Annotated in this window: 14 protein-coding genes; 8 read left to right on the top strand and 6 right to left on the bottom strand. The window is 43.6% G+C overall.

Annotation, left to right across the window (positions count from 1 at the left end; genetic code table 11):
- The 7 genes from FO440_RS22680 to FO440_RS22710 form a co-directional block, all read left to right on the top strand.
- Positions 1–322: sensor histidine kinase (locus tag FO440_RS22680; protein ID WP_144250607.1), on the top strand; the 322-nt coding region annotated here is incomplete at its 5' end.
- 22 nt (positions 323–344) lie between these two features.
- Entirely contained in the window at positions 345–758 is a 414-nt protein-coding gene (locus FO440_RS22685; RefSeq protein WP_144250608.1) for an ester cyclase, read from the top strand.
- Positions 759–1,157: 399 nt separating this feature from the next.
- Complete coding sequence (locus tag FO440_RS22690) at positions 1,158–1,571, top strand: hypothetical protein (protein ID WP_144250609.1); 414 nt, start codon at positions 1,158–1,160, stop codon at positions 1,569–1,571.
- Positions 1,572–1,679: 108 nt separating this feature from the next.
- Complete coding sequence (locus FO440_RS22695; protein ID WP_246104302.1) at positions 1,680–2,882, top strand: glycosyltransferase; 1,203 nt, start codon at positions 1,680–1,682, stop codon at positions 2,880–2,882.
- The gene (glf, locus tag FO440_RS22700) at positions 2,875–4,020 is read left to right on the top strand and encodes a UDP-galactopyranose mutase (RefSeq protein WP_144250611.1); all 1,146 of its coding nucleotides are present in this window, start codon (positions 2,875–2,877) and stop codon (positions 4,018–4,020) included. The genes FO440_RS22695 and glf overlap by 8 nt, the downstream gene beginning before the upstream one ends.
- Positions 4,013–5,164 carry an amine oxidase gene (locus FO440_RS22705; RefSeq protein WP_144250612.1) on the top strand — a complete coding sequence of 384 codons (1,152 nt, stop codon included), beginning with the start codon at positions 4,013–4,015 and terminating at the stop codon, positions 5,162–5,164. The genes glf and FO440_RS22705 overlap by 8 nt, the downstream gene beginning before the upstream one ends.
- Positions 5,154–6,350 (top strand): glycosyltransferase, encoded by a 1,197-nt coding sequence (locus tag FO440_RS22710; RefSeq protein ID WP_144250613.1) that lies wholly within the window; start codon positions 5,154–5,156, stop codon positions 6,348–6,350. The genes FO440_RS22705 and FO440_RS22710 overlap by 11 nt, the downstream gene beginning before the upstream one ends.
- Here FO440_RS22710 and FO440_RS24765 read toward each other — a convergent pair.
- Together FO440_RS24765 and FO440_RS22725 are read right to left on the bottom strand one after the other, a co-directional pair.
- The gene (locus FO440_RS24765) at positions 6,289–7,617 is read right to left on the bottom strand and encodes a bifunctional PIG-L family deacetylase/class I SAM-dependent methyltransferase (protein ID WP_222104038.1); all 1,329 of its coding nucleotides are present in this window, start codon (positions 7,615–7,617) and stop codon (positions 6,289–6,291) included. The two genes, FO440_RS22710 and FO440_RS24765, sit on opposite strands and share 62 nt — an antisense overlap.
- On the bottom strand, positions 7,610–8,719 hold the full coding sequence (locus FO440_RS22725; RefSeq protein ID WP_144250614.1) for an acyl-CoA dehydrogenase family protein: 1,110 nt from the start codon (positions 8,717–8,719) through the stop codon (positions 7,610–7,612). Before FO440_RS22725 ends, FO440_RS24765 begins: the two co-directional genes overlap by 8 nt.
- A gap of 377 nt (positions 8,720–9,096) precedes the next feature.
- Here FO440_RS22725 and FO440_RS22730 point away from each other — a divergent pair, with 377 nt between their 5' ends.
- Positions 9,097–9,489 (top strand): single-stranded DNA-binding protein, encoded by a 393-nt coding sequence (locus FO440_RS22730; protein ID WP_144250615.1) that lies wholly within the window; start codon positions 9,097–9,099, stop codon positions 9,487–9,489.
- Between the two features lie 106 nt (positions 9,490–9,595).
- Here the strand turns inward: FO440_RS22730 and fcl are convergent, their stop codons facing one another.
- The 4 genes from fcl to FO440_RS22750 form a co-directional block, all read right to left on the bottom strand.
- Entirely contained in the window at positions 9,596–10,546 is a 951-nt protein-coding gene (gene fcl, locus FO440_RS22735) for a GDP-L-fucose synthase (RefSeq protein ID WP_144250616.1), read from the bottom strand.
- A gap of 3 nt (positions 10,547–10,549) precedes the next feature.
- On the bottom strand, positions 10,550–11,668 hold the full coding sequence (gmd, locus tag FO440_RS22740; protein WP_144250617.1) for a GDP-mannose 4,6-dehydratase: 1,119 nt from the start codon (positions 11,666–11,668) through the stop codon (positions 10,550–10,552).
- A gap of 187 nt (positions 11,669–11,855) precedes the next feature.
- Positions 11,856–12,263 (bottom strand): DUF4199 domain-containing protein, encoded by a 408-nt coding sequence (locus tag FO440_RS22745; protein WP_144250618.1) that lies wholly within the window; start codon positions 12,261–12,263, stop codon positions 11,856–11,858.
- Positions 12,264–12,354: 91 nt separating this feature from the next.
- Entirely contained in the window at positions 12,355–12,936 is a 582-nt protein-coding gene (locus FO440_RS22750; RefSeq protein ID WP_144250619.1) for a hypothetical protein, read from the bottom strand.
- Positions 12,937–12,946 lie beyond the last annotated feature (10 nt).

Below are 12,946 nucleotides of genomic sequence, written 5' to 3' on the forward strand. Positions count from 1 at the left end.
TATGGACCAGGTTGTTTTAAACATGGTCAATAATGCGGTTAAGTATGCCGCCGGCTCGAAAACGATAAATATTCATATCTCAGCTACTGCCCAAACAGCCAAAGTTACGGTAAGTGATCAGGGCGAAGGCATCCCGGCTGAACGTCTGCCTTTTCTGTTTGACCGCTTTTACAAAGGGCAAACGGACGATGAACAAACTTCCGGACTTGGGCTCGGCCTTTATATCAGCGCCGGGATCGTTAAACGTCACGGCGGTGAGATCGGCGTCGAAAGCGAATTGGGCAAGGGATCTTCGTTTTGGTTTACCTTGCCTTTGAAATAATAAAATGTAAATAAATAATACTATGAATAAAGAAGCAAACATCGCCGCACAGACCAAATTTGGTGAAGCAGTGAACACAGGGAACTACGAATTATTTAACGGCCTGGTAGCTGCCAATTGCATTGATCATGACCCTGCCCCGGGACAAGTACCAGGACCGGAAGGTTACGCGAAATTTTTCGGCAAAATGCGCACGGCTTTCCCGGATATGAAACTGGCCGTGGAACAACTAACTGCCGATGATGACACCGTCTCTTTCGCCTACCGGGTTACCGGCACGCACGAGGGCGATTTCATGGGACATCCCGGTACCGGTAAAACCATCAACGTCCGCAGAATGCAGATCAGTAAATTTGTTGATGGTAAAATGACCGAACGCTGGGGCATTTCTGATGAACTGGGAATTTTGAAGCAAATAGGTGCGAGGATAAATTAGTCAATTTCGATAATTAAGTTTTGCAACATGCTGCCGATTCTGACCAAGGCCCAAGATTAGGGTACCGCCTGGTTTTGTTCGGCGAGTTGAAGATTTCGATGTTCTCCTCCATCTATCTTTAACTGAAGAGATGAGAACCCGGCCTCCCCGGGGGATCATCGCTGCGAATTATTATAGCAATTGATTATTATAAATACCGTCCGCCAATCAATCTCTACTATGTGGCGTTGATCGACATTCGGCTCCGAAATAGGGCGGAGGGCACGTCTTGACCTCGCCTAATTGAATGTCGAGTTGCCTGGCAATTCAGGTGGCTGTAGCCAACGACGGACGATGTTATCTCCAAAATAATAAATAGGAAATTTAAACGATTAATTTGTCGTAAGTTGTTCATCGATTATGAAATTAGCGATCAGACCAGAAAAACTATCCAGTGCTTTTAGGAAGCACCATATCGAAGGCTTACCCTTTGCGGCTTCACTGAATGAATTTAGCGCACCGGATAATGGCGACCCGCACGATCATCCATTCGACTTTATAACACATATTTTAAGCGGAGGTTATACGGAACGCGTTTATAGTATTGATAGTGCCGGAGGCTTCGCGTTCAGGGATATTGAACGCGAGCCAGGTACGTCACATTTTGTCAAGGCTACGGACATTCATCAAATTATTTTTTTGCCTGCGGGCCACTGTATTACGCTAATGATCCCACAATCAGGTCATGCACGGGAAACCTGTTTTTACCGTTTTTCCGAGGGAAAAGCATACTACAGGCTTTGGAACAAACGGAAATTCATTCCTGTTACTTGATCAGTTAGTCATCCCTTAAGCGGGTGAGCAAATTATTTCGAAACTTTAAAGTTATTTTCTATAAATAAAATTTTTTAATTATAAATCAACAACAAAACCCCTTGCTGTTTGTCTGATAATAAAAAACTAATGGATTTAACGATTACTGAGACAAATGAAACTCATTTACCCCGGCTTCCGGAACAGCTGATTATATTTTCACATTTAAGATGGGATTTCGTTTACCAGCGTCCGCAACATCTTGCCAGCAGGTTGGCCAAACTTTCGAATCTGTTTTACATCGAAGAACCGATATTTGACGCATACGAGCGAATTTATTTCGAAAGCGTCGTTAAAAACAAGGTCACGGTTATGGTACCGCATCTCAAACCTGGCTTAAGTCATGAATTTACTATAGCCGGACTATCCAGTCTCTTTAACGTATTTATTGCTGGATTTGACCTGGCGTATACCGCGTTTTGGTATTATACCCCAATGGCTTTGGAATTTTCAGCCAGCTATGAACCACAAATCATCATCTATGATTGTATGGATGAACTGTCCGCCTTCAAATTTGCTCCGTTAAACATCCGGACACTTGAAAAAGAACTAATGCTTAAAGCTGACCTGGTATTAACAGGTGGCAGATCGCTTTATGAAGCGAAGAAAGCAAGTCATCATAATATTCATGCTTTTCCAAGCAGCATCGATATGGTACATTTTACGCAAGCTCGAGCCAAAGGTGATTTACCCCTTGACCAGGTAAGCGGTAATATGCCGATATTAGGTTTTTATGGGGTGATCGATGAGCGCTTTGACATCGCCCTGATTGCCGATTTGGCTGAAGCCAGGCCTGATTGGCAGATCGTACTCATAGGGCCGGTCGTAAAGATTGACCCGGACAGTCTGCCGAAACAGGTCAATATTCAATACCTTGGACCTAAAACATATGAGCAACTGCCCGGCTATATGGCGGGCTGGGATATCGCAATGATACCATTTTTACTCAATGAATCGACACGATTTATAAGTCCAACCAAGACGCCTGAGTATCTGGCTGCGGGCTTACCTGTGATTTCGACGCCGATCTTCGATGTGGTAAACCCTTATGGCTTAAACGGTTTGGTAGACATCGGAAAAAATGCAGCCGAATTTATAAAACTTGCGGAAGACATTCTGGCTGACAAACTGAATGAGCCAGATCGCCTGGCTATTGCAGATGGATTTCTCGCGCTCAATTCCTGGGATAAGACATTTGATGGAATTAAACAGGAAATGCTTAAAGTAATCGCGCAGAAAAATCAACCTTTAGCCTCGGACCGTTATGTTTGATTACTTAATCGTAGGTGCCGGATTTGCCGGAAGCGTCCTGGCTGAGCGACTGGCCGCAGTTGAAGGAAAGAAGGTATTACTGATAGACAAACGAAATCATATCGGCGGGAACGCTTACGACTTTTATGATGAAGCGGGTATTCTTATTCACAAATACGGCCCGCACATATTTCATACCAATAGCGCTGAGGTGTTTAATTACCTGGCCAAATTTACGGATTGGCGGAATTATCAGCACAAGGTCTTAGCCCATACACACGGGCAGTACGTCCCTATACCGATTAACCTCACGACGATCAATGATTTATACGGAAAAAACCTGGACTCATCGGGGGTTACTGATTTTTTCGCCGCAATAAAAGAGGACGTCCAGCAAGTAAAAACGTCGGAGGATGTGGTAGTGAAAGCCGTGGGGCGCGAGTTGTACGAAACGTTTTTTAAGGGATATACAAAAAAGCAGTGGGACCTCGATCCCTCCGAGCTCGATGCGTCTGTCGCCTCCCGTGTGCCGACACGTACCAACAAGGATGACCGCTATTTTACAGATACCTATCAGGCGATGCCTTTGCACGGATTTACTAAAATGTTTGAGAAAATGTTGTCACACCCTAACATCAAGCTTATGCTCAATACCGATTATCATGAGATCATGCATGAGATCAGCTTTGAAAAAATGATTTTCACCGGACCGGTAGATGAGTATTTTGACTTTTGTTTTGGAAAACTACCCTACCGGTCCATCAATTTCAAATTTGAGACATTAGACCAAAAAACTTACCAGCGCACAGGGACCATCAACTATCCAAACGACTACGATTTCACACGGATCACCGAATTCAAATACCTGACAGGACAAAAGCATAAAAAGACCACCGTAGTATACGAATTCCCAAAAAGCGACGGAGACCCATATTACCCGATACCGAGACCGGAAAATAACGAACTTTACAAAAAGTATCAGGCGCTGGCATCCCAAAGCGAGACGATTTTTGTCGGACGTTTGGCGACTTATAAGTATTATAATATGGACCAGGTAGTCGCGCAGGCATTATCAGTCTTTAAAAAAATAAAACAGGAAAATGAGTTAAACTTGGATCCTGAGCGGGTCGCAAGCAATTCCAGCCTCTCTAATGAATAATCCTTTAAAATCTTTCTGGATGGGCGGGTTTGAAAGCGCAGACCACTTGAACGCTTTCGGTGATCGGGTTGATTTTCTGGAGCTTACCCGGCATTTACAGAACATCGACAGTGACTACGAATGCCTCTCTGATTTCGCAATCGGCACGGTTAGGGAAGGAATCAGGTGGAGCCAGATCGAGCGGGCACCCTATCGATATGATTTCAGTGTGGTTAAAATCATGCTGCGCAAGGGGCGTAAGCATAGAATCCAGCAAATTTGGGACATTTGCCATTTTGGTTTTCCCGATGATTTGACACCGCTTCACCCGCATTTCACAGCAAGGTTTACAGGTGTTTGTAAGGCCTTCGTAGAGCTGTTTTTACAGGAATGCCCGGGCGAGATACTGATTGTCACCCCCATTAACGAAGTAAGCTTCATTTCCTGGCTGGGGGGGGAGGTTAAAGGCACCTCACCTTACGGCGTTTGTATGGGTTGGGAGGTCAAATACGCTTTAATGCGGGCCTACATCGCCGGCATTAAAGCGATGAAAGAAATCATGCCGGTGATCCGTATTCTCAGCACGGAACCGCTGGTGAATGTAGTACCACCACTTTTTTGTTCAGCTGCAGAAAGATCATTGGCAGAAAGCGCCCATTCGAACCAATTTCAGTCCATTGATATATTAACCGGCGCTTTATGTCCCGAATTGGGCGGTTCCCCCGATCTTTTAGACATATTGGGCTTCAACTATTATTACAACAACCAATGGATATTTGGTACAGGAGAATTTTTAAAATGGGCTAACGAAGATCTGGATCCCCGCTGGCAACCTTTCAGTCAATTATTAACGGAAGCTTTTCTACGCTACAGGAAGCCGGTTGTACTTACAGAAACGAGTCATCCGGGTAAAGACCGTCCCAAATGGATCGAATTTATAAGCAAGGAATCCGGAAAAGCGATCTCGGATGGCGTGCCGTTGTGGGGGATCTGCCTTTATCCGATCATAGACCGACCTGATTGGGACGATACCAGTTATTGGCATCATAGCGGTCTGTGGGACGAGCATTTCCTAGCGTCCGGAGAACGGCAGCGGGTGCTTGTCCGGCCTTATGCGGACGCCTTAAAACAAGCGCAAAAAATGATTTTCCAATATGAAATTTGAAGATATACAGCTGCCGGCATTTCAGCGAAAAATGCCTGAACGGGATTTAAGCATCTGTGTGATCATTCCGGTTAAAAATGAGGCCTTACATTTAAAATCGACGCTGGAATCCCTGTTTACGCAATTACATGAAAATGGAAACAGGATTGATCACCGATCTTACGAGGTTTTATTGTTAATCAACAACAGCAATGACGGGTCACTACAAATTGCATCAGATTTTAAATTCAACAACCCATCGTTCCGGTTAATCATTTGTGACCTCGAACTCCCTCCGCCATTAGCTAACATCGGCACAGTTCGCAGGCTGCTTATGAATGAAGCCAGCCGGCGCTTTAATATTTTAAATAAACAACGTGGCATTATAGCATCGATCGATGGAGACACAGTTGCCGATAGCCAGTGGCTCTACTATATTGAACAAGAGATCAATGCCGGTAACGATGCGGTCGGGGGGCTTATAACGATTAGAGGCAAAGCAGGATCGGCGTACCGTGCTTACCTGCTGGATTTGCAATACAGAAATCTGCTAACAGAAGTGGAACAAATCTTGTTTCCGCAAATCCATGATCCTCTTCCCCGGCATTTTCATTTTTTTGGCGCTAATATGGCGGTTACTTCGGAATATTATCACAAATCCGGCGGTATCCCTGCAGTCGATTCTTTGGAAGACATGGCTTTTCATGCTGCCCTGCTCCGATGTGATGCCCGCATCAGGCGAAGCCCCCGGGTAAAAGTTATTACTTCGGCAAGGTTTGACGGGCGTGTGGCAGTCGGCTTTTCAGAGCAACTTAAAAAATGGTCGCAGGAGCATAGCGAATGTGTACCACAGATCGTAGAAAGCAGCGAGTTGTATATTTACTCCTGTTTTATGAAAAGTCAATTATATGCCGTCTGGAGCGGTAAAGAATTTGACAGCAAGTCCGCTTTTATGGTAGATCTCGCAAAATCGCTTGCTGTATCTGCCAGGTGGCTGGAAACCTTACTCGGATCGCATGAATTTTTTGGCGCTGTCTGGGAAGCCGCATGGCAAGCCAGCAAGATCCGTCAACAATACCAGACGACCTACGAGCCTATCGAGCGCGCGATCAGAAAATTGCGAAAGTTCACGCGAAATCCGGTTACTAATGCTTTTCAAACAAATCTAACCGGTATTTATCAGCGCGAAAATGTTTCAAATGCTTAAAGGGTTTGTTATCTCCGGAGCATTCCATAAAAAAGTCATGGACCTGATCGCCGGTTAACGGGAAATCCGGCACAAATGGGGTCCAATGCACCAGTAATAACTGGCCATTTGTTTGGAGATGTTCTACGATTTTTTTCTGAAGCAGCGTAAGATCCTCCATAGCGAAAAAATAGCCCACTTCGGACATCACCACAAGGTCAAATAATTCTTCGGGAAAAAAAGCAGGTATCTGCATCTTTTCGATCCGCGCCTGAGGATAATTCCGCAAACGGTTTCTAGCCTGGGCAATAGGGGCGTCAGCGATATCTACTGCCAAAATCCCGCGGCATTTCCGGAGTAATGCCTGCGTCAAAACCCCGATCGAGCAGCCTATTTCCAAAGCGCTGACATAAGATAATTCCGGTAGCGCCCCGACCGTAGTGTTGTATTTTTCTCTTTCGTATTCACTGGTCGCCAGATCCCAGGGATCTTCTCTTTGATGATATAACTGGTCAAAGTAGTGCTCTGATAATGTTTGGTTCTTATTTTCCATTGCGGCTGTTGTGTTGATAAAATATTCTTTGTAATGATTAAAATGTTCCAGCATCTCCGCTGATAATCTAAAACCATTTATATCGTCATGGATCAGTTCCGTAGTTTGCGAGATGTGTGCTGCTATAGCTTTTGTTTTTATTGCCAGTACGGAAGAGACATCTATAAAAAATAATTCTCCCTCCCCATCCAGCGGCATATCTTCGGGGGCTGCTCTTTCCAATAGCCATATAAAATATTCGAATAATACGGGTGTCATGCCCGTTGAACGCAAGGCCGAAATAACGATGGCCCAGGTGGCACGGTGATCCCTGTGCGGGTCCCGCCGCCATGGAAGCAGTATCGTTGCTGGCCTGATGACCTTTATAAGACCTTTCATCAATGATGCGTATAGCTCAAAATCAGATTCAGATTGACCTGGCAATTGCCCATCCGGCAGTCTCATGAAATGAATATGACTATCTTTGACACCTAATGTCGCGAGGGCTTTAACCGCCTCTTCTTCTCTTAATGCTACCCGTATTTCGAAAGGATAAGCTTTAGATTCCGGATGTGAACGGCTTCCATCCGTGACAAAGATAACCCGCACATCTATTCCTGCATTTACAGCCAAAGCGACTGTTCCGCCACAGCCCAGAGACTCATCATCCTGGTGGGGAGCAATGACAAGAAGTACTCCAGTATCAGAAATGATCTCGATAGCACTTTGTTTTACATTAGTAAAAAATTCACTCATCTTTCAAGTTCCATAAATTGATCATATCGGTTTGATCAAAAGCATAAGCTCCGATGCTGGTTAACACTGCATCCGGGCCGGGTTGTCGTAAATAAGTAGTCAGGTCGCGATGTAATTGTTCCAGTGGGCTAACTTGCATAAACGCTTGCGATCCAATGCTCTTTTCTGCTAGCTGCATAACTTTTAAACAAATTCTCTCAATCACGGTCCGGGTCATATTTGCATAAGCAACTAATTTTGCGCTACCTGAGTCATTTACAAAAGAATCATCTGCCAGGCTGCCGGCTTTTGTCAACCATAAACGACCAGTCTCGACTAAAAAAGTCATTTCTGCGATTCGGGATTGCTGAAAAGGATGACCGGTACGGTTTGAAAGCTTTAACACGCGTTGCGCCTCCGTTAAAATCGCTTCAGCACCGCCAAGTTGTACCGCTGCAAACCGTATCGCGCCACCACTAAATAACGGCTGACGGTAATAATCACCTGGTTGTCCAAGCAAATCCTCACCGCTTATAAGTATCCCTGTAAAATTCATGCGGTAACTTACCGAGCCCTTCATACCTAAAGGATGCCAGAATTCAGGGTCGGATTTGACCAGCCTTGCTTTTTCACCCGATAAAATAATCATTTGCCAACCTTTACGAGGCGAATCGGTCCATTGCGCCGTGATCAGCGGGCGATCAATAAAGTCAGCACCTGAACAAAATGTCTTGCAACCCGTTAAACGAAAGGTGCCATTGCCCTGGTCGGTTATCTCAACTCCGTCTGTTCCCTGGGTGTTCCAAACGCCAAATAGTTTTTGTTCAGCCAGGTCTTCGGACCATCTGGATAGCTGTACGGAGCTGGCAAAGGCCTTGATCAATTGTACCACATTGAAATGGCCCTCTAATATTCGCCCGCCCGATAAATGCTTTCTTCCTACTTCTCTCAGCAGATTCAGTATCAAAATGGTTCGAATATTTTTAGCGGGCAGATTAAATTTTAAAACATCGTGATCCCGAAGAAATGTAAAAAACTTTAACGGAAAATGATCTTCAGCATCGCTATTTATAAAAGCGGAAAGGGAAGTAAAAAATTGAGACATTCCATTTCGTGTAGTCATAGCTGTGCACCTTTGACCGCAAACGTTTTTTCATCGTATCTCATATTTTTTATTTATTTATGGTGCCCATGCCCTATATCTTTGGATGCAGTGACAAATAAAGGGAAGGACCTGAACTGCTTAGGTCCTTCTTCTGTATTAAAGTATCGCATTCAGGTCATATGTATCATTGTCTATAACCGATTTTTAATCTGTCAATTACAATGCCACTTAATTTTAGGTAGACTTATCTTATAAGCAGGACATGCGGTATTAGCGTCTTTACTGAAGATGTCCCGAGGCCATGCGTCATCTTTCCGATCACGAATATAGCTACCCATTATATTTGAAACATTTGCATCTTTCATTGCTTATATTGAAGTATTTAAATTGGTGTTATGTCAGGGATTAACAAGGTGATATTGATTGGGCATTTGGGTAAAGATCCTGAACTTAAAGAAACTGAGGGCGGTGTATCATTGGTTATGTTCACTTTAGCTACCACAGAGTATATAGGCAAGCATGGGTCAAGGCATGAACAAACTGAATGGCACAATATTGTGATGTGGCGGAGTGTGGCAGAGAGAGCTATGAAACTGTTAAAGAAAGGGATACTTATCCATATAGCCGGAAAGTGTAAAACAAGGTCTATTACCGACAGTAGCGGAACGCACCAATATATTACGGAAATTATTGCCGAATCTTTTACTTTATTGGGAAGGCCAAATGATTTTATGGCTGATGCGTTAGTAACCGACGGTCCAAAAATCACGCCGACAATCATTAGCTGAAGCCAATATTGCTTGAATATGGGTAGCAAAGACCAACCGGTCATTGGGATGATGGTTGTATCTATTGCGCGCAAATTTGGTGTTTCCATACTGCATACAGTATTTATCACGATGAAATATTTTTCTGCCCGGCATAATTTTTCAAAAAATCATCGTAAGCCAGTTTGATACCGTCGTTTAATTCGATAGTATGTTTCCAGCCTTTACTGTGTAATTTACTTACATCCATTAATTTTCTTGGTGTACCGTCGGGTTTGGTTGTATCAAAGTTAATATCGCCGGTATAACCCACTGTATCTTTAACCAGCATTGCCAATTCTTTGATCGACAGGTCTTCGCCTGTACCTACGTTTACCAAGCCCTCTTCATCATAATTTTGCATTAGGTAATAACAAGCCTCTGCAAGGTCATCAGCAAATAAAAACTCACGTTTGGGCGTTCCGCTTCCCCATATCGTTACTGTTTCAAGCCCCTGCTCTTTTGCTTCATGAAACCTGCGAATCAAAGCTGGCAACACATGCGAGTTTTGAGGGTGATAATTGTCATTGTAGCCATAAAGATTAGTAGGCATTACAGAGATATAATTACAACCGTATTGTGCCCTGTAAGCATCGCACATTTTTATACCGGCAATTTTTGCAATAGCGTAGGGTTCGTTAGTTTCTTCAAGCAAACCTGTTAACAAATATTCTTCTTTAAGCGGTTGCCGGGCAAGTTTTGGATATATGCAGCTTGAACCCAAAAACATCAGCTTGTTTACGCCGTTAACGTATGATGAATGGATGACGTTATTTTGGATCTGCAGGTTCTCATATAAAAAATCGGCCCGGTAGGTGTTGTTTGCCACAATGCCGCCAACTTTTGCCGCGGCTAAAAAAACAAATTCAGGCTTTTCCTGTGCAAAAAAATCGGCCACGTTTTGCTGATTACGCAGGTCCAGATCAGCAGGTACCCGGGTAATAATATTAGTAAACCCTTCTCGCTCCAGTTTACGGTGTATAGCCGATCCAACCATACCGCGGTGACCCGCTATGTATATTTTGGAAGTCTTTTTCATGAATTATTCAAACTGGTTTTTGATAACATAACCCGATTCCTTCAATAGCTTCTCTTTCTGGAACAGCTCAATGTCAGCGGCAACCATTTCCTTAACCAATCCCTGCAAATCATATTTGGGTTTCCAGTTTAATTTTTGCTGACATTTAGTAGGGTCGCCTATTAAAAGTTCAACCTCTGTAGGGCGATAATAACGCGGATCAACCGCAACTACTTCCTTACCGAAAGGTAACTGATAGTCAGGATTATTACATGCTGTTACATAACCTATCTCATCTGCACCGCTTCCCTTAAATTCAACAGTAATACCTGCTTCCAAAAAAGCCAAACGTACAAATTCACGCACCCTTGTGGTTATACCTGTGGCAATTACAAAATCCTCAGGCTCTTCTTGCTGCAAAATTAGGTACATTGCCTCAACATAGTCCTTGGCATGCCCCCAGTCTCGCTGTGCATCCAAGTTACCCAGATAAAGTTTATCCTGCATTTGCATCGCTATTTTAGCCACTCCCCGTGTAATTTTACGGGTAACAAATGTTTCACCGCGTAATGGGCTTTCATGGTTAAACAATATTCCGTTGCAGGCAAACATGCCGTAAGCCTCGCGATAATTTACAGTGATCCAATAGGCGTATAATTTTGCAACGGCATAGGGCGAGCGCGGGTAAAAAGGTGTTGTTTCTGATTGTGGTACAGCCTGAACGAGCCCATAGAGCTCTGAAGTTGATGCCTGATAAACCTTGGTTTTTTTAACAAGCCCTAATATCCTTATGGCTTCTAATATCCTTAACGTCCCAATACCATCCGCATTAGCCGTGTATTCGGGCGTATCAAAGCTCACCTTAACATGCGACATTGCACCCAAATTGTAAATCTCATCCGGTTGTACCTGTTGGATGATCCGGATCAAATTTGTACTATCGCTCAGATCCCCGTAATGTAGAATCAAAGATTTATCATCATCGTGCGGATCCTGGTACAAATGATCAATTCTGTCGGTGTTGAATAAAGAGCTTCGTCTTTTGATCCCGTGAACTTCATACTCCTTAGAAAGCAATAACTCTGTTAAATATGCACCGTCCTGACCGGTAACACCGGTGATTAAGGCTATTTTTTTTTCCATAACTATTTGACGTAATGCCTTGATTGTCAATTTTATTGGAATAAGACTTGTTTTTATAAAATGTTTGGACTAAATGCAACATTTTTTAGGATATACCAAGACTTGTTAAACAAGGTTGGAATAAATGCGATCGTAAGAATGTAATGGATGAACATTCTTTAATTTACTAATCTGCTAAAGCGATTTCTTAGTCAATTCTGCTTGAACGGCTCATTAATATAACCGATACGCCAAGGGAAACGATTACGCCGACCAACAGGGCCCCGAACAGCCGTCCGGAAAAATCCTGAGAGCCATTTTTGCTCCCGAAAAAGTTAACATACATTATTCCTAGAAAACCTGCCAGAAACCCGGCAACCAGCAATATCTTAAAGCATTGCAAAAGCGCCTCGAAGAAGTTGATCTCGTTATGTTTTTCGTTTTTCTTGTAACTCAGGACGCCCAGGAAAACGCCGGCAACAGGGATAATTACTACCCCATATTCAAATCCGGAAGTCTGCCCCTTCGTCGTCGTAACCCCGGTCCAAAGCAGAATAAAAAGCCACAATGCGCTTAATGCGCCAATTACGATCCCGCTGATCAATGCATTTTTCATAATTACTGGTAAGTTTTTAATGAAGTTATTAAGCTATAGGTAGCCGTTTATCAAAAAAGCACCGGCTAATTGCCAGTGCTTTTTTTAATTCTTATTTTAGGTCACCCTTCACTTTTCTTGCTGTAGATTTGCCGGGAAGATAGATTTGAAATCCAAAAGACAGGTTAAGCTTGCTTTGATAACCCTGATCTCCAAACCCTCCAAGACCGTTGTATTTTAATAAGGTCTCCAGACCGATGCTCGGTGTTATAAAATAAGCAAAACCGGGCCCAAAACTGAAATCTATACCATTTGTATTGCCTCCACCGTCGCTTACGTTAGTGCCGCCAATTCCTAAAGTTGCCTCACCGAAAAGTCGGCCGTGACGTAGTACTTCTACGTCCTTGCCGGTGTAATAGCGGCCCAAAGCACCCACGCCGTACGTAGTCGTTGTACTGGAGCCTTGTGCTGTCTGGATGCCCAGGTTAACATAACCGCCAAGTGCAACATTATCAGCGACAAACCAGGCCGCCTTTGGAGTAATATCTAAACTAAAAACCTTAGGCCGGTTTAGACCAAGATTAAGGTTGGCAAAATTGCCGCCGACCATGACGTTTCCTTCCTGTATCTGTGCGCTGGCATGAAGGCCGATGAAAAAAATTGCAGTTAATGTAATGGTAATAAACTTTTTCATAGTGATTTTG

This window comes from Mucilaginibacter corticis (assembly GCF_007558865.1).
GTDB classification, from domain to species: domain Bacteria; phylum Bacteroidota; class Bacteroidia; order Sphingobacteriales; family Sphingobacteriaceae; genus Mucilaginibacter; species Mucilaginibacter corticis.